Raw genomic sequence first — 17,623 nt, 5'->3', positions numbered from 1 at the left:
CGCCCTTGGAGAGTGCAAATGGAACCGCTTATCCTTCGTTTGGGGCTCGCACTTGCAATTGGCCTTCTCGTCGGTTTGGAGCGGGGGTGGCGCGAGAGGGCTGCGGCGGAAGGCAGCCGGACTGCCGGCATTCGAACTTTCGGGATTTCCGGACTTCTTGGCGGTATCGTTGCGGCCCTGTCGGAGGCTCAAAACAGCCCGTTCCTGTTTGCTGCTGGTCTGCTGGTGTTTTCGATGAGCCTTACATGGTTCAAGTTGCGTGAGGCTCGGCGCGATGAAGATTTCAGTGTTACCGGTGTCGTCGCCGGATTGTGCGTCTTTTCGCTCGGCGGGCTGGCGGTTGCGGGCGACTACAAGGCGGCCGCTGCAGGCGGCGCGGCTCTTGCAGCAGTTCTTGCCAGCAGAGAACTTCTTCACAATCTCCTCAGGCGGCTAACCTGGCCGGAACTACGTTCCGCTCTCGTTCTTGCGGTGATGACCGCTATCGTATTGCCGCTTCTGCCGAACCGGACGATCGACCCTTGGGGCGGCTGCAATCCCCGCGAGGTGTGGTTTCTCACCGTGCTGAGTGCGACCATCTCATTTGCCGGATATGTGGCGACACGCCTGCTGGGCTCAACGCGCGGGCTTCTTGTCAGCGGTCTTACGGGCGCAATCGTCTCGTCCACTGCAGTCACGGCAAGCTTTGGACAAAAGGTGCGTGCCGGGGAGCCCGCTCGGCCGCTGGCAGGGGCAGCAAGTGTCGCGGCGGCTATTTCACTGCTGCGGGTACTCGTCATCGTCCTTGCACTGTCCCCCCGGCTGCTTCCGATCGTTGTGGCGCCACTGCTGACGGCAGCCGTCGTATTCGTCGCGTGCGGAAGTCTCTTGATGGCCAAGAGGGTGTCCGGTGCAGCCCAAGACGTCGAAGCACGAAATCCCTTTGAACTGATGCCGCTCCTTGTCTTTGCCAGTCTGTTTGCCGCCACCGCGACACTTGGCGCTGCGGTGGTTGCGAGGATTGGCAACAACAGCTTGATTGGCATATCGGCCGCATCTGGCATCTTCGACGTCGACGTTGCCGTACTGACCGCGTTACGCTCCGTCGGCGGAGCGATGCCCTTGCCGACTGTCGGCGCCGCGGTGCTGGCAGCCGCGCTCGTCAATACGGGGGGGCGAATATTCGTGGCGATCCTGTCCGGAACAGCAGGATACTGGGTGCCACTCGGCGTCGTCTCGCTCGTCGCTGCCGCAACTGGCGTAAGTACCCACGTCATAAATATGCAGTAGATTTTCCACGCAGCCGCCGCTTGTCGAATTCCATAATGAAAAGGATCGAAGAGGCAGCAAGCAAGAGCATCGCCCACTCGGCCGGTTTCATCGCTGAAACCTGAAGGGTATCGCTGAGGAGCGGAACGTGCATTGCGGTGATGTGGAGGCCCAAGGCTGCGGCAATGCAAAAGAGCAGGAGCGGATTGCCAAACATGCCGAGCGCGACAATGGACTTCCGCTCCGAGCGACTTGCAAAAGTCTGGAAATTTTCGAAGAGAACAAGCAACAGCAAAAGCATGTTGCGGGCATCGCTTTCACTGTAGCCCCGTTCTAGAGCGAGATAGAACGTCGCGATACCTCCGCCTCCCATAACGAGCGTCGTTTGACAGAGGCGGCGGATCATCACCCGATCGAAGATCGGTTCATTCGGCCTGCGCGGCGCACGGGAGAGTTCATCGCCCTCAGGCCCCTCGCTTGCAAGAGCGACATCCTGGATGCCGTTGGTGACAAGATTGAGCCACAGGAGTTGCACTGGTAGAAGCGGCATTGGCAGTGCAAGAGTGGCAGCAAAAAGAAACAACACGAGTTCCGCTGATCCCGTGGAGACGAGCATGAAGATGACCTTACGAATGTTGGCGTAGGCGACGCGACCTTCCTTGATGGCACTGACGATTGACGCGAAATTGTCGTCTGTAATGATAATATCGGCGCTCTCTTTGGCGACGTCCGTTCCCTTTCGGCCCATCGCCACTCCGATGTGCGCGTGTTTCAGGGCAGGCGCATCGTTGACCCCGTCACCCGTGACGGCAACGAAGTGTCCGTTGCGCGAAAGCGCGAGAGCGAGCGCCAGTTTTTGCGATGGGGCGATGCGTGCATAGATGCGCCCCCGGCGGGCGAGCGCGTCGAGGCTTGCTTGCCCCTGCGCCTCGGCCCGGCTCACCTCTTCGCCAGTGACGACCTGGTCGATGGTGAAGGCGAGGCCCGCATCAGCCGCGATCGCCGCGGCGGTCTTTGGATCGTCTCCGGTAAGCATGACGACCTGGACGCCCGCGTTGTGGCAGTTGCGGATCGCGTCGGGTACTTCCGGTCTGATCGGATCCTGCATGCCGGCCAGCCCGAGAAAAACCAGATCGGCGAGAAGGTGCCGACCACATCCGCCATCGTCCTCGACCGTCGTTTCGCCTTCTGCAAACGCCAATACGCGCAAACCTTGGGCCGCCATCTCTTCCTTGTGGCGCAGAAGCCTCTCGCGGTCGATCGTTACCGCGCGGCCATTCATCTCCATTCGATCCGACATTGCGATGAGGGTTTCGGCCGCTCCCTTCACGAAGATACGCACCACATCGCCATCTCGATGAAACGATGCGGCATATTTAATCTCCGGCTCATAGGGGATTCGGCCTATCAAAGGATAATCATCCTCAATCGACTGTCTCGGTAGGCCCGCCTTGTGGGCGGCGGCCAGGAGCGCGACATCGACCGTGTCGCCAACGCTGGTCCACCCATCTTCACCCCTTAAGAGCGATCCTTCATTAGGTAGAGAGGCGGCCCGTAGAAGGGCGGTCGCACGCTCACGTGCCTGGTCGGGGGACGTATCCTTCCCGCGGATGTGGCAGGACTCGATATCGGCATGCGTGTCGCAGAAAAGGTCGGTTCCGTCAGGCAGGCGAATGTCGGTGACCGTCAACTCATTCAACGTCAACGTCCCGGTCTTGTCGGTTGCGATTATCGTGCATGACCCGAGGGCTTCGACAGCGGGCATCCGGCGAACGATGACGTGTTTCCTGGCCATTCGACGCATGCTGATTGCCAAGGCGACCGAGATCGCAATCGGGAGGCCCTCGGGGATTGCGCTCACGGCCAACCCAACCGCCATCATAAAAAGCTCGCTCGCCGGCATGCCGCGAGCGATCCCGACAACTATCAGCAAGACCACGACGGTTGCGACGACGACGGCAATGAGTCTTGAAAATCCCTCCAGGCGGATCAGCAATGGCGATCTGGCAAGGGGTGCCTTGCTGATGTCGATTGCGGTCTTGCCAATTTCCGTGTTCTTGCCAGTCGCTGAGACGACCCCACGGGCGCGACCGCGTGTGACGAGCGCCGCGGCGTATGCCGTGTAGCTTCGTTGTTCATCGCCTGTGACGGAAGCCGGGGTTGGTGACTTTGCAACCGGCGCGGATTCGCCCGTTAGCAAGGACTCATCGCAAAAGAGCCCGTCAACTGCGGTTAGCCGCATGTCTGCCGGCACGCGTCCGCCGGATTCCAGAGCCACCAGGTCGCCGGGCACGATCAGCCGCGCGTCGAGCTCGACCAAACGTCCGTCTCGCACAACATTGGCTTTTGGCTGCTCGAGTTTGCGCAACGCCGATGCCGCTTGGCCGGCACTGTGTTCCTGAGTGGTTCCGACGATGGCATTTGCAACAAGAACGACCCCAATGAAGACGGCGTCCCTCACATCGCCGAGCAGGAATGACACCAGCACTGCGGCCAGAAGAATGTAAATCAGTGGACTGCGGAACTGGCGCACGAATGTTTCGGCCACCGACCCTGCCCTTGGTTCGGGCAGGGCGTTTGGACCGCACATGGCCAATCGCCTACGGGCCTCCTCGCTCGTGAGCCCCATATAGCCGCTGTCTTCCTTTTGACGCCGGGCGAGGCTGAGCGGCATCGGTTCGGCCATCATGAGCCCCATAAAGTAAAGCTACGAAAAGTGCCTATTTGTCGGACACCGTTAGGTAGTCGGTTACCCCGCTCACCCCTTTTGCGGACCAGGCAGCCTGCTCGGCGGTAATACGCTCTCGCGAGCTTTGCACTTTCCCGCGCAAGGTCACATGGCTGCCAGAAACTTCGACCTCGATGTCCTCGGCCTCGATTTCGGCATTCCGCCTCAAGGCTTGCTTGATGCCGTGGCGGATGTCTACGACATCCATCCGTGGCCGGATCCTCAACTGGTTGTCGATGCCCGTTACACCGGAGAGTTGGCGAACCGAATGTTCGGCCGCCGAGCGTTGAAAATAGAAATCGACAGTGCCGGCGAGTGTAACGAACCCGTTCTCCACCTTCACCTGGATATCGCTCGGATCGGAAATCGCCGCACCCCAGTCGAGAATCTTCAAGACACGGCTTGCGATTTCGTCATCGGCGGTCTTCTTGTGTGCTGGCAACCGCACGGCGATTTCCTCCGCGATGGCTCGAACACCCTTGATCCGTCGAGCAACTTGTTCGGCGGCGTGCTTTTCGGCAAAGCTGTGAACATGACCTGTCAGGGTCACGATCCCGCTCTCGACCGTGACGCCGATGTTTGCGGCGTCGATGCTGGGCTCGTACTCGAGTTCGTCGAGAATATCTTGTCGTAAACTGATGTCGCTCATGGCTATCACCTCCAAAAGTCTCCTCGTCCAGTTTATCCCAACAGTATGCTTGATCGTCGCCTGTCGGTCTTTGAGGGGCGTCAAAGCGCCCGCGCGCACAAGGAATTAATCTTGAACTATCTTTTCACGGAGGTGGATCATGATCGTCAAGGAAATGTCCCGCCACGAATGCAGCAGCGTCGTTGAGGAGGGCCATGTGGCTCACCTTGCCTGTTGCGTCGACGATAGGCCCTATGTCGTGCCAATCACATATGCCTACGCCGGAAATTGCCTCTACGCATTTTCCATGCCCGGTCGAAAGATTGACTGGATGCGCAGGAATCCCAATGTCTGCCTGCAGATCGACGCAGTGTCCGGGAGCGAGTGGAAAAGCGTCGTGATCTACGGGCGCTATCAGGAACTTGCCCCGACCGGGCAATGGCACCGCGAGTACCTGCACGCCTGGTCGCTCCTCGAAAAGAGAGCAAACTGGTGGGAACCGGGCGGGTTGAAGCCAGCTCCGCAAGAGATAGCCGGCCATTACCCGCACCTGTTCTTCAGTGTCGACATACTCGAAATGACCGGGCGGGCGTCCTGTGAAAATGAGACCTGAAGCAAAGAGCTGCGCCGCTCGACGGCGGCGCAGCCCTTGTCTTATGTTCCGGTGGCTCAATGAACCATCAACACCGGCACTGCCGGTGTTTCGATCATGGCCTTGGTCACCCCCCCGAACATGCGCTCTCGTACCCGCGAATGGCCGTAGGCGCCCATGACGATCAGGTCGGACGCGGTGTCGATGGCATGCTGCAAAAGCACCTCGCTGACCTGACGCCCAGCGCTTGGCAGCCTGTCAACAGTGACCTCGATGCCATGCCTTGCGAGGTAGGTCGCGACATCCGCCCCCGGTTCTTCCCCGTTCCTTGCCGGCGCAGCCTTGGGATCGACAAGCACAACGTTGACGCTGTCGGCGTTCTTCATCATCTCAAGCGCTTCGCGTGCGGCTCGTGTCGCTTCGATCGTTGAGTTCCATGCAAGCAGGACCTTTTTCGGTGTCAGCGTCACGGATTGGCGATTGCCAGATAGAAGGACGGGGTGCGCCGAACGAAAGAGCGCGCCCTCAATGGCGTGCGAGCGGAGCCGCGAACTCGCCTTGAGGCTTGCCCCGATCAAGGTCACGTCGGCGTAACGTGCCCGTTCTCCGATCTCGTCCTCAACCCATGCTTCTTCGGGGTAGCAGCCGTTGACATCAAACGAGATGCCAAGTGCTTCCAGGGTTGCGCGGGAATTCATGACGGCGTCGCCGAGTTTTTCCGTATCGCCGGCGCGCACGTCAAGCCACGCGACCGACATCGCCGCGTAGTCGCCGAGTGGCACAGGGGCGGCAAGCTTCACAAGAAGAACGGACAGGTGCGCGTTCCCGGCCACGCAAAGATCCGCCGCGGTTCTCAGATCGATATCGTAGTTGTCCGCATCGGCGACCAATAGCACAGTCTTGTATGTCATCGCTCCATCTCCCGAATTGACGTTTGGGCTACCGTTTAATCTACGCACAGCGTGGCAAACGGCATTGACGGCAATCAAAGATCATCCTCAGGTGCCGGCTGGAGTGATCGTCGATGGATAAGCCGAACCCCACAGTTTCGCCGCCTTGGTGTTTTCACGGATGGAACCGCACCGAACTCGGATCCGCTCGATCCACCGCAAAGGTCCTCGAAGCAACTGAGCGCATCAATCGAGCAATTCTCGCAGACGCTTTGAGAGTTTTCTCGCCGTATAGGGTTTGAGCAGCCAGGAGGCACCTTCCGGCAGCCTTTCTTTCGCAAGGTTCGGAGCCGCGTAGCCCGAGGTTACGAGTATCTTCATCTCGGGGCGGAATCTGCGAACGTGGTGCGCGAGCTCGTTTCCTGTCATCCCCCCGGGCATCACCATGTCGGTAAAGACAAGAGAAATCTCCGGGTGATCGGCGAGGCGCTGAAGGGCCTCGGCCCCCGTCTCGGCCTCAACGACACCGTAGCCAGCGTCCAAAAGTCGCGCGACCACAATGCGGCGGACACGGGCGTCATCCTCGACAACGAGGATGGTCTCGTGTCCTTGCGCTACCGGCTCCGGTCGCAGATCGTTTGGCTCGCCTGTCTCGTCGGCCTGGGTTCTTTCCTTCGCTGCCGGCAAGAAAAGCCGCACGCTCGTGCCGCGGCCGGGTTCGCTGTAAAGCTGGACATGGCCTCCCGACTGCTTGACGAAACCGTAGACCATGCTGAGACCGAGGCCGGTACCCGCTCCGGTGACCTTGGTGGTAAAAAAAGGTTCAAATGCGCGGCGCCTGACATCGTCCGACATGCCGACGCCGGTATCGCTGACGCTGACCAGCACATAGCGTCCCATCCTGGAATCCGGATACATGAGGACGTAATCCTGGTCCAGATTCGCCTTCGAGACCTCGATGGAGAGCCGTCCTCCCCCTCGCATTGCATCGCGCGCATTCAATGCGAGGTTCAATAGCGCATTCTGAAATTGTGCTACATCGACCAGAACAACATTGTCGGCGCCGCGAACCAAGGTTGACAGCTCCACTGTCTCGCCGAGTGTGCGCCCAAGAAGATTTGCGAAGGTCCCGATCAGACCGCCCACGTCGACAAGCTTTGGGGTAAGCGGCTGACGCCGGCCGAAGGCAAGCAGTTGAGCGGTGAGCTTTGCACCATCGTCCGCCGCTGCCTGCGCCTCTTGCAAAAGCTCCTTGATGCTCTGATCGTCAAGGCGACTTTCGATCATCTCAAGGTTGCCGGCAATGACAGTCAAAAGATTGTTGAAGTCGTGCGCGAGACCGCCGGTGAGTTGACCGATCGCTTCCATCTTTTGTGCCTGACGCAGTTCCTCATCGATGCGATGACGGCTGGTCAGGTCCCGAATGAAGCCTGTGAAGATCCGCCCTCCGGCGGACCTGGCTTCGCCGACGGACAATTCCATGGGAAATGTCGTGCCGTCCTTGCGCCTGCCGGTCACAACGCGACCTATCCCGATGATCCGCCGCTCGCCTGTGCTTAGATAATTGTTGAGGTAGCGATCATGTGCCTCGCGATCGGGAGACGGCATCAGCATCTTAACATTCGAGCCGCGGACCTCGTTCTCCTTAAAGCCGAAAAGTCGTTCCGCCGCCGCGCTGAAAGAGGTGATCAGCCCCGTCTCGTCAATCACCACCATCGCTTCGGGTACGGTGTCGAGGATCGATCTTAGATGGGCTTCCCGCGCGACAAGGTCGGCCTGGGCGTGTTTCAAGTTGGTGATATCGCTGTCAAACCGCATGATATGATCGCTTTGACCATTTGGCAGACCGATCCAGAGGCTGGCAACGAAGACCTTGCTTTCATCCTTGCGCTTTTGCGCCAGTTCTCCGGACCATGACCCGTGTCGTTGAACCTTCGCGTGGATGTCTTCAATGGGCTCGGAGAATGTGGTGGCAAGCAGGTGATGGATCACTTCACCTTGCGCTTCAGCCTCGGGCCAACCGTAAAGTCGCTCGCAGCCTCTACTCCAGTGGCTGATCCTTCCGCCGGTCTCATGCACGATCAGGTTCGCGTCCTTGAGGAGACCAACGATTTTCCCGACTGCAGTTTGCGCCATCATCAACCGCCACGTTCTCAGGCGTAACCACTTCGCCTGATCCTATTCGACACCGCGACTGGATGAAGATCGCAACCGTCGCCATCCGCGATCGATTGAAGCATATGTCTTTTTAAGATGATGATCGAGCGCCTGTCGGGCGCAGCGATGATGCCGTTGCTTGCGAATTTCGTTACGGTGCGAGATACAGTTTCGATGGTCATGTTCAAGTAGTCGGCAATATCAAGCCGGGTCATCGGCAGATCGACCAAGTCCGTCTGCTCGCCGTCCCGGTCTCTCGCCATAAAAAGCAGGAAGTTGGCAACCTTCTCGTCGGCGCTGCGTCGCGACAGCAACACCGCCTGATCCTGGGCCGCTGTCATTTCGTCGCACAGCTTGGAAAAGAGCTGGTTTCGCAGGTGCGGCTGGCGCGCCACGTCGTCTTCGAAGCGACGGCGGGGATATCGCCGCAATCTCACCTCGGTTATCGCTTCGACCGTATAGAGATAGCGGTCCTTGACAGAGACGCCCAGGAGATCACCGGGATGCAGGAACCCGACGATGACCCGGCGGCCGTCAGCAAGCAGGCGCAATGCGCGCAGCATGCCGTCCTCGACCTGAAAAACATAACCGGCATCGTCCCTTTCCCAGAACACCGCCTGACCCGGCGCAGCTTCGATGATCGGCTGAAGACTGAAGACCGACGATAGATCCGGGGCAGCAAGAGAGCACTCCAGCGCTCCAAGACCGCCGCCGATTGCAACTGATTGAAGGGTCATCGCGCATCCTCCATCTGACGCTGAGTAGGGAGGATTTCAACATGCGTGCGTGAACCGGCATCGACGCGCCTGCAACAATTGGTGCTATAGTGTGACCGAATGTAACAGGATGTCGGGGCAGACCAACTTCGGGGAAGGTTATGGCAAACGCTCGAAACGAGCCGGAGCTTGTGCTCGTTGTGGATGACGATCCACGCATAAGGCAGATGTTGTCACGCTATTTCGAAGGGGAAGGCTATCGGGTCAGTCTTGCCGGCGATGGTCGCGAAATGCGCAACAGGCTGGCGAAGGCTCATGTGGATATCATTTTGCTCGATCTGGGGCTCCCGGGAGAAGATGGGCTGTCGCTCGCCCGTGAGCTTCGCGCCCATTCCGATATTCCCATCATCATGCTGACCGGCCGGGACGATGTGGTTGATCGTGTGGTGGGCTTGGAAATCGGGGCCGATGATTATGTTACGAAGCCCTTCCACCTTCGCGAGGTTCTTGCGCGCGTAAGGGGCGCGCTTCGACGTCGGCGTCCTCCGGCTGCATTGGTCCCGGACGTTCAAACAAGCCAGACCTTCTGTTTCGAAGACTTGCGCCTCGACGTTTCCCGTCGTCGGTTGACATCTGACGACGGGCGCGAGATCGCCTTGACGACGGCCGAGTTCGACATGCTGTGCACGCTTGTGAGGCATGCCGGCCGCGTCCTCAATAGGGATGTGTTGATGGAGTTGACGCGCGGCAGATCGCAAGAGGCATTCGACCGCGTAATCGACGCTCAAATAGCGCGGCTGCGCCGGAAGATCGAAAGAGATCCACGCCGCCCCGAGCTGATCAAGTCCGTCCGCGGAGTGGGCTATGTGTTCAGTGCGCGCACTGTGAAGCAGGACGCTTAAGGCTGGCCGTCTCGAATACGCTTACTGAGATTTCAACGCAGCGGTATGATTATTCCGTCGACCCCACCGTCGGCAACCGGCCAACTGTCCGGTGCAAGACTTGCGACCTGAATGGCGCCGCAATGCCGATCGAATGCCGCTGCGCTCAAGTATTCGAGCAGGGCGTCGCAGACGCCGCGCGCATCGCCGGCGGTGGCTACGACAAAGACCGGCACCGAGAGGTAGCGGCCCAGTTTTTCATGATGCCTCACGCGCGATATGGCGATACCCCTGATGTAGCCGAGCGGATCTTCGACAGCCGCAATCTCTTCGACAAAGGGGGAGGGGTGTTTGCGCATGAGAGCCGCTGCACAGACCTGCCGCCATGCATCAGGGCCGATGTCGTAGCCCACCGCGACGATCAGGCAATAGGCCCGTTCTACCTGTGCTGCTTTGATTGGGGCGACGACATAGGCGCAAGCCATGATATCCTTCCCGATGAGTGGATCGGATTTGATGAACCCGCCGGGTCCCGAGCTTTGTGCCGTGCGACTGCAGGCTCTCCGCCGGTACGGGGCACGGCGCACTATGAAGCGAGTTTTCCCGGGAGCCGACGAGCCGTCATTGACGAGCATCAATGCCGGCTTCGGATATCTGCCTTTTATTTGTCTGAAGGAGCGCCCCAATAAGGAGAATGCGCCATGTCGATCGATCTTCGTGGTCGCAGCGTGCTTTCCCTTGACGACCTGACGGCCGAGGAAATCCACTATCTGCTTCGGCTCGTCGTTGACCTCAAGGAAGAAAAGCGGAGTGGAACCGGGCTCAAGCAGCTGAGCATGAGGAACGTGGCGCTGTGGTGCGAACGAGATTCGATCCATGCGCGCGCCGCCTTTGAAGTCGCAGCCTACGACCAAGGTGCGAATGTGACATTGATTGGACCGTCGACCGGCCACATGCGCTATCGGGAATCGGTCAAGGACACGGCCCGTTTTCTCGGTCGGCTGTATGATATAATTGGATATATCGGGCATTCCCAATCCGCCGTCGAAGAGATCGCCAGATGGGCGCGGGTGCCCGTCTTGAATGGCATGACTGACACGTCACACCCCACGCAGACCTTGGCCGACCTCGTGACGATGCAGCAATGCTGCGACAAGCCTCTTAATGACATGATCGTGGCCTTCCTTGGGGATGGATGCAGCAATGTCGCTCGATCCCTGGCAGTAGCGTCCTCGAAACTCGGCATTGACCTTCGCATCATTTCACCGTTGAGTTTCTGGCCGGAGGCGTCCTTTATTGAAAAGGTGACGTCGGCCGCAAGGGATAGCGGCGGCCGGATAGCGGTGCTTGAGCAGGTCGGCACCGGAATTCTCGGGGCCGACTTTATCTGCACGGCGCCGTGGTTTGGGGAGGGAGACGTGCGTTGGGCCGAGCGGGTGAGAAAGCTCGCGCCCTTTGCCGTCAGGGAGAATGTGATGGAGGCCACCGACAACCCGCAAACGAAGCTGATGCACAGTCTCCCCGCCTGGCATTGGCGGGAAGATGAGGCGGGCGCCCGTATCGCCAAACGCTTCGGCGTCGAGTGCATGGAGGTGTGCGATGGCGTCTTTGAATCCAGATCCTCGGTCGTCTTCGATCAGGCTGAAAATCGCATGCCTGCAATCAAGGCGCTCCTTGTGGCTACGCTTGCAGACCGAACGGGCCGATCGGAGCCGCCGGTTTGATCTACAAACTTGCAATTGAACGGAAGACATTTCCAGGGGACATGGCCCCGCAACCACGACAAGGCTTACGCTGATGACGACCCAACCGATCCTTCATTTTCACGGAGCCGCAGGCACCGTCACCGGTTCATGCCAACTGATCGAGTTCGGCGAGACGAACGTTCTGATCGATTGCGGGCTGTTCCAAGGGTCGAAGACAGAGAAGGAACTCAACTATCGTCCGTTCCCCTTCGACGTTGACAGCATTGACGCCGTGATCCTGACGCATGCGCATATCGACCACTCCGGCCTCCTGCCGAAGCTCGCCAAACTTGGGTACGACGGCCCGATTTTCGCAACGCCGGGCACAGCCGATCTGTGCTCCGTCATGCTGCCGGACTCTGCCCATATTCAAGAAAGCGAAGTCGATCAACTCAATCGCCGGAACCTTCGTCGTGGGCGCCAACCGGTTACCCCTATCTACGACGCCGGCGACGCAGCTATCGCGGTCACGCTTTTCAGGCAGGTGCGGCTCGGCAAATGGGAGACGGCGGCCGAAGGGCTTCGGTTTCGGTTCTGGAACGCGGGCCACCTGCTCGGTTCGGCGTCAGTCGAAGTTGAAGTGGACACCTCCCCGATGCCCCTCAGATTGCTCTTTTCCGGGGACATAGGCCCACGACACAAGCTTCTTCAATATGACGCAGCCGCGCCGACGGGCTGGGATTATGTCATTTGTGAAAGCACCTACGGCGACGTTGAGAGAGAAGATGCAACCGACGAAACCAGGCGGCGCATCTTGAGAGCGGAAGTTTTGGAGGCGACCCGGCCGAACGGCGCCTTGATCGTGCCATCCTTCGCGGTGGAACGAACCCAGGAGCTCCTCACCGATCTCGTTTACCTGATGGACACCGGCAAGATCGAGAGATGTCCGATCATCATCGACTCGCCTCTGGCGACACGTGCGAGCGAGATCTTTCGGCGGCATGCGCGGGAGCTTGAGAACGGAGAGCTGCTAGCCAAGGCACTGCAAGCAAAGAACGTACGTTTCACGGAGACCCCCGAGCAGTCCAAAGCAATCGATTTCATGAAAGGCTTTCACATTGTAATTGCCGCCAGCGGAATGTGCGAGGCCGGTCGGATCAGGCATCGCCTGAAGAACTGGCTTTGGCGGGACGAGGGGACGGTGCTCCTTGTCGGCTATCAGGCCGCCGGTACCTTGGGACGCATTCTTGAGGACGGGGCCTCGGTGGTGCGCATCCAAGGTGATGACATTCGCGTGCGCGCGCGCATCAGGAAGCTGGATATCTATAGCGGGCATGCCGATGGCAAGGAGCTCGCGGAATGGGTGCGGGCGCGCGAGCCGATCGGCGCCGGCGTCTTTCTGGTCCACGGGGAGGATGCGGCTCTTCAGGGAATGAGACAGCGGCTCCAGACATTCCTTTCTGAGGAAAAGGTGGTTCGTCCCCGATTGGATGCGTCGTTCCGACTGGAAGCGAAGGGAGCCGTCGAGATCGTTGAAGGCGTCGCCCCGCCACGCATCGACCCATTTCGCGCGGGTCGGACGGACTGGAACAACGATTTGCAATCGCTGGTACTCGACTTGCAGGCGGAGTTGGCAAAGGCAGCCGACGACAAAGCCCGGGGCGTGGTCATTCGCCGCATACGGCGGGCACTGAACGAGGACGCCTGAGCCTTCGTTCATGCCAGCGACTACGTGAAATCGACCAGGAGCAGGCGCGTTGGACGCGATATCATCAACCGGCGGGCGTCATACGATCCCGATCCGTATCGACCAACTGGCTCGGCTCTTCAATTCGCTGGACCCCACACCCTTTCATGAGCGCGATCTGGACGAGGATGCCGAGCGTTTCATTGTCGATTGGGCTGAGGAGGCCCCCGATGATGGACCGCTTGCGATTGTCGTGCAGTTGCCTTCCGGAGAAGCCGACACGGCTGTGACGCGTGTTGTCCAGGACGCAATGCGCTATAATTTTGAAAGCCGCGCCAGGCAAGCTAGTCGCGAGTTGCGGCAGCTCTTAAGGGAGGGGCGGCGCGCCTTGCTCATCGGCGCGCCGATCCTCGCTTTCAGCTTGATCGCAAGTCAGCTCCTGACCAATCTTTCGGGTGAGGGCGCGTTCTCGCGTGTTGCCAGCGAAAGCCTGGTCATCTTCGGTTGGGTGGCAAACTGGAGGGCGCTAGAGATTTTTCTCTACGACTGGTGGCCCATCAGGCGACGCGGTCGGCTCTATCGTCGTCTGGCGGCAGCTGACGTCCAGGTCCTCGCCTACTGACATTTGACAATCCTTGACGCGCGTCAATGCGCGCGCACCAAGAGATGAGATCCTGACTTCTTAGTCAGGAGTGCAGATTATGCAGAATCTACCATGTTTCCTGCTTGCCACTGCGGTATATGCATTCACCGTTTCGCCAGCGGTCCCTGCAAGTGGTGGCGCAGGGTTCTCTGATGCGCTGGCTCGGGTCCGGCCCGCGGTCGTTGGCATCAGCAGTACCGCCAACCGTGTACTGACGAACGACTTGCTGGACGATGCGAACGTTCGAAAGATCCTGGGCCTGCCCGAACATGTCCTCATCCTTGAGAGCGGTGCTACTGTTACGGGATCCGGCGTCATCATCGACGCCGAAGAGGGCTATATCGTTACAAACAGCCACGTGATCGCCGATGCCGATGACATCGCCGTGACGCTCAACGACGGCCGCGTTCTGCCGGCCGAAGTTGTCGGCAGCGATCCGCCAACCGACCTTGCCGTCATCAAGATTGGGGCACGGGGCCTCGTTTCCCTTGACTGGGGACGATCGTCCGTTCTGACGGTTGGCGATTTCGTGGTCGCGGTGGGTAGTCCCCTTGGCTTGGAGCAGACAGCAAGCTTCGGGATGGTAAGCGGGCTCGGCAGATCTGGTCTTGGGATCGACGACTATGAGGACTATATCCAGACTGATGCCGCACTCAACCCGGGAAACTCCGGCGGCGCGCTTGTCAATGCGGCAGGCGAGCTTCTGGGAGTGGTACGCGGGGCACCGCCGCCGAACGAAGGCGCCCAGGGCGTCGGTTTTGTCATACCTTCCGACTTCGCATCCAAGATCGTTCGCGGTCTCATAAAGGACGGCGTCATAAAGCGCGGATGGCTCGGCGTGTCCGTCACCCTTTCGCCGGTAGGTGACGACGCGACCAGGGACCTGGTCGTCGACCGGCTCTCCTGCAACTCGGCTGCCGAACGCCAGGGGGTAAGGCTCGGCGATGCCGTGACCGCGCTTGACGGCCATGCGGTCTCGACCGAGGCTGCCTTCAAGAATGCAGTCAGTCTGCTTGCGCCCGATGCCCAGGTTACTCTCGATATCCGCAGGGAGGGCAGGCCACAACGGCTGGAGCTGAAACTTCTAGATCCCGTAGACGTGCAGGGCGTCTCGGTCAATAGCGCCCTGGACTCCGTGACCTTTGCCTTGCCGGATTCATCGGCTTCGCGCGCATGTACGCCCAACGGGCCGGTACTAATGGAAGTACCATCCGATAGCGAAGCATACGCGGCTGGCCTCAGAATGGGTGACTATCTGACGTCGATCAACGGTGAGCCCCCCGTCTCGGCAACTCGGATTCAGGAGTTGTTGGATACCGCAGATGGCAGCGTTTCGTTCGATATCCTGCGCGCAGGCACAGCATATCGATTTGTGGTTCCGTAGACGCAATTCTTCGACGTTCGGCTTTGGGAAAAGAGTATCGGAGCGACAACATCATGAAATGGTTCTTGAAACTGGGCACCGTCGGGGGGACCGAAGTCCGCGTGCACGTAACTTTCGCCCTTCTTCTCATTTGGATCTGGGTGATGCATTACCGGATCGGCGGTCCGCCTGCCGCCTTTGAGGGCGTTGCCTTCATCATCGGTGTCTTCCTCTGTGTGGTGCTTCATGAATTCGGGCACATCGCGGCCGCTCACCACTTCGGCATCAAGACACTGGATATCACACTTTTGCCAATCGGCGGTCTCGCGCGATTGGAGCGCAACCCCACCAAGGCGCTTGAGGAGTTGGTGATCGCCATCGCAGGCCCGCTCGTAAACGTCATGATTGCTGGCCTCATCGTCATGGTCGTTGGAGGCGCCCTGGGCTGGGAACAGCTGTTGGCGCCTCAAGATCCTCGCGTAGATTTCCTGGCGCGGCTCGCGGGGGTCAACATTTTCCTCGTCGTGTTCAACATGATCCCCGCCTTCCCGATGGATGGCGGGCGGGTCCTTCGGGCAGTTCTTGCCTGGCGTCTGCCCTGGACGCGGGCCACTGCGCTGGCGGCTCGGATCGGACAATCCATCGCGCTAGCCATGGGTGTCTTTGGTATCTTCTTCAACCCCTTGTTGATTTTCATCGCCATCTTCGTCTATTTCGCCGCGGAGACTGAAGCGCAAGACAGCGACCTTAAGGCCATTTCCGACGACACAAGCATCCGTGATGTGATGATCACCGAGTTCACGACACTAGGGCTTCAGGCTCGTGTTGGTGAGGCGGTAGAGCTCCTTCTTGCCACCAGCCAAAGCGAGTTTCCTGTTGTTGACCAAGCTGGTCGGTTCGAAGGATTGATGACGCGAGAAGGCATTGTCCGTGCGATGAAGGAAAGGGGCGCGGGGGCGTCCGTAAGCGACGTTATGCGTCGCGACATTCCCGCACTGGATGAGAAGTCCCCGATCGACTTTAGTTTGAAGCTCATGCAGGAAGCGCAAGCATCTGCTATTCCCATTGTGGATAGCAGCGAGCGCGTTGTCGGCCTGATGAATTATGAAACCATTGGAGAATTGATGATGCTCCGCTACGCCGATGAAAGCTTTAAGCCTAGCGGCCGCCATCACCGTGCGCGCTGATCCAACAAGTCACGCTCTATCGCTCGACCACCGATACACCGTCGGCGATGCGATCACTTGGATAAAGAATGACCTTCTCTCCAGCCACCAGCCCCCCGCGAACTTCCACTTCGAGGTTGTTACGGTGCCCTATCTGAATTGTCTTTGAACGCGCTCGGCCTTCTTTAACGGTAAAAACCGCCCAATTGTCGCTTTGACGGAACAGAGCCCCTAGTGGGAGTTTCACGACCTGGCCATCGAAGAGGATAATCCGAACATCGGCGCGATAGCCGTGTCCAAGCGGCCGCCATCTGAACGGTGGATCCGTAAGATCGAGGACAACGTCAACACGCTGTTCTTCGATGCCGAGGGCGGAGACTTTTGTCTGGCCGAATGGCTCTATCCGACGCACGACTGCGTTGAGATCTTCCCCACCCCAATTGGTCACAATTGCCTTTTGCCCGGGTTTGAGCTTGACGGCGTCCTCGGAGAGAAGATTGACGGTGATCTCCATGTCATTGGGATCGCCGATCTCCAAAAGCGGAGTGCCCGCATCGACCACGCCCTCGCTGCGGCGCATGATCCTTAGCACCACGCCATTCACAGGCGCCGTCAATGCAACGCACTCGCAGGGTCCGCTACGGTTCCTGATTTCCTGACGCGACAGCAGGCGTGAGCGCGCTTGGCTGAGTTCATGGCGCCTGACGTTGAGAGCTGCCTCGGCCGTCGCGAGGTTGGCTTCGGCCACATTGTAGACACGCTCGGCATCGTCAAGAGCTCGCTTAGAAATTGTGTTGCGCTCCATTAAAAGCCGCGCGCGACCCCGCTCCGCCTCCGCAAAGGCGAGGTCCGCCTTTGCCTTGTTGAGCTCGGCCGCAGCAAGGTTATAGGCGGCGCCTGCGGCGTCCGCCGCCGCCCGTTGCTCCGCCTCCGATCTTACGTCCAGGAAAGCTGGCGCTGCCGGTTCAATCTGGCCGAGCAAGGTTTCTCCAGCCTTAACGGGATCGCCCGGCTCAGCAGTGATGCGCTGTAGCTGACCGCGAAGGGGCGCATGAAGTGTGTAGACTTCACGTACGCGAGCCTCCCCTTCCTCGTCGACCGTTACGCGTAGGGGGCCGATCTGCACCGTCGCCAGGTCCACCGGAATTGGCTGGGGACGGAGTGCATAGGCGAGGCCGATCGCCAGAACGGCCGCAAGGCTTCCCCAGATCGCCAGTCGCTTTGGCGCCGCACGCAACT

Annotated in this window: 15 protein-coding genes; 8 read left to right on the top strand and 7 right to left on the bottom strand. The window is 59.4% G+C overall.

The window, feature by feature from the left end:
- The first annotated feature begins 18 nt into the window (after positions 1-18).
- A complete protein-coding gene (locus IB272_RS31110; protein ID WP_192445706.1) occupies positions 19-1,269 on the top strand; it encodes an MgtC/SapB family protein in 1,251 nt (416 codons plus the stop codon).
- Here the strand turns inward: IB272_RS31110 and IB272_RS31105 are convergent.
- Positions 1,253-3,934, bottom strand: a complete 2,682-nt coding sequence (locus IB272_RS31105) for an HAD-IC family P-type ATPase (protein ID WP_192445705.1) — start codon at positions 3,932-3,934, stop codon at positions 1,253-1,255. The two genes, IB272_RS31110 and IB272_RS31105, sit on opposite strands and share 17 nt — an antisense overlap.
- Positions 3,935-3,968: 34 nt before the next feature.
- The gene (locus IB272_RS31100) at positions 3,969-4,625 is read right to left on the bottom strand and encodes a BON domain-containing protein (RefSeq protein WP_192445704.1); all 657 of its coding nucleotides are present in this window, start codon (positions 4,623-4,625) and stop codon (positions 3,969-3,971) included.
- Between the two features lie 139 nt (positions 4,626-4,764).
- Here IB272_RS31100 and IB272_RS31095 point away from each other — a divergent pair, with 139 nt between their 5' ends.
- Entirely contained in the window at positions 4,765-5,217 is a 453-nt protein-coding gene (locus IB272_RS31095; RefSeq protein ID WP_192445703.1) for a pyridoxamine 5'-phosphate oxidase family protein, read from the top strand.
- 56 nt (positions 5,218-5,273) lie between these two features.
- Here the strand turns inward: IB272_RS31095 and IB272_RS31090 are convergent, their stop codons facing one another.
- From IB272_RS31090 to IB272_RS31080, 3 genes are all read right to left on the bottom strand, one after another.
- Positions 5,274-6,107: a universal stress protein gene (locus IB272_RS31090; RefSeq protein ID WP_192445702.1), complete on the bottom strand. Its 834-nt coding sequence runs from the start codon at positions 6,105-6,107 to the stop codon at positions 5,274-5,276.
- Positions 6,108-6,332: 225 nt separating this feature from the next.
- Positions 6,333-8,222, bottom strand: a complete 1,890-nt coding sequence (locus IB272_RS31085) for a PAS domain-containing sensor histidine kinase (RefSeq protein ID WP_246810485.1) — start codon at positions 8,220-8,222, stop codon at positions 6,333-6,335.
- A gap of 17 nt (positions 8,223-8,239) precedes the next feature.
- The gene (locus tag IB272_RS31080; protein WP_192445700.1) at positions 8,240-8,980 is read right to left on the bottom strand and encodes a helix-turn-helix domain-containing protein; all 741 of its coding nucleotides are present in this window, start codon (positions 8,978-8,980) and stop codon (positions 8,240-8,242) included.
- A 140-nt stretch (positions 8,981-9,120) separates the two neighbouring features.
- Here IB272_RS31080 and IB272_RS31075 point away from each other — a divergent pair, with 140 nt between their 5' ends.
- Positions 9,121-9,861, top strand: coding sequence for a response regulator (locus tag IB272_RS31075; RefSeq protein WP_192445699.1), 741 nt, complete (start codon positions 9,121-9,123; stop codon positions 9,859-9,861).
- 32 nt (positions 9,862-9,893) lie between these two features.
- On the opposite strand, the gene IB272_RS31070 is transcribed toward IB272_RS31075, so the two are convergent.
- On the bottom strand, positions 9,894-10,325 hold the full coding sequence (locus IB272_RS31070; protein ID WP_192445698.1) for a hypothetical protein: 432 nt from the start codon (positions 10,323-10,325) through the stop codon (positions 9,894-9,896).
- Positions 10,326-10,541: 216 nt separating this feature from the next.
- On the opposite strand from IB272_RS31070, the gene IB272_RS31065 reads away from it, so the two are divergent.
- The 5 genes from IB272_RS31065 (at position 10,542) to IB272_RS31045 (ending at position 16,405) form a co-directional block, all read left to right on the top strand.
- Positions 10,542-11,564, top strand: coding sequence for an ornithine carbamoyltransferase (locus IB272_RS31065; protein ID WP_192445697.1), 1,023 nt, complete (start codon positions 10,542-10,544; stop codon positions 11,562-11,564).
- A 73-nt stretch (positions 11,565-11,637) separates the two neighbouring features.
- Positions 11,638-13,233 carry an MBL fold metallo-hydrolase gene (locus tag IB272_RS31060; protein ID WP_192445696.1) on the top strand — a complete coding sequence of 532 codons (1,596 nt, stop codon included), beginning with the start codon at positions 11,638-11,640 and terminating at the stop codon, positions 13,231-13,233.
- Positions 13,234-13,282: 49 nt separating this feature from the next.
- Positions 13,283-13,834, top strand: a complete 552-nt coding sequence (locus IB272_RS31055) for a hypothetical protein (protein ID WP_210339543.1) — start codon at positions 13,283-13,285, stop codon at positions 13,832-13,834.
- A gap of 79 nt (positions 13,835-13,913) precedes the next feature.
- Positions 13,914-15,239 carry a trypsin-like peptidase domain-containing protein gene (locus IB272_RS31050; protein ID WP_192445695.1) on the top strand — a complete coding sequence of 442 codons (1,326 nt, stop codon included), beginning with the start codon at positions 13,914-13,916 and terminating at the stop codon, positions 15,237-15,239.
- A 53-nt stretch (positions 15,240-15,292) separates the two neighbouring features.
- Positions 15,293-16,405 (top strand): site-2 protease family protein, encoded by a 1,113-nt coding sequence (locus IB272_RS31045; protein WP_192445694.1) that lies wholly within the window; start codon positions 15,293-15,295, stop codon positions 16,403-16,405.
- A gap of 16 nt (positions 16,406-16,421) precedes the next feature.
- Here the strand turns inward: IB272_RS31045 and IB272_RS31040 are convergent, their stop codons facing one another.
- Positions 16,422-17,621 carry an HlyD family efflux transporter periplasmic adaptor subunit gene (locus IB272_RS31040; RefSeq protein WP_192445693.1) on the bottom strand — a complete coding sequence of 400 codons (1,200 nt, stop codon included), beginning with the start codon at positions 17,619-17,621 and terminating at the stop codon, positions 16,422-16,424.
- Between the last annotated feature and the right edge of the window lie 2 nt (positions 17,622-17,623).

Source organism: Ensifer sp. ENS08, assembly GCF_014852195.1.
GTDB classification, from domain to species: Bacteria; Pseudomonadota; Alphaproteobacteria; order Rhizobiales; family Rhizobiaceae; genus Ensifer; species Ensifer adhaerens.
The sequence above is the reverse complement of the archived record's forward strand: the minus strand, read 5'-3'. Positions and strand labels throughout refer to the sequence as shown.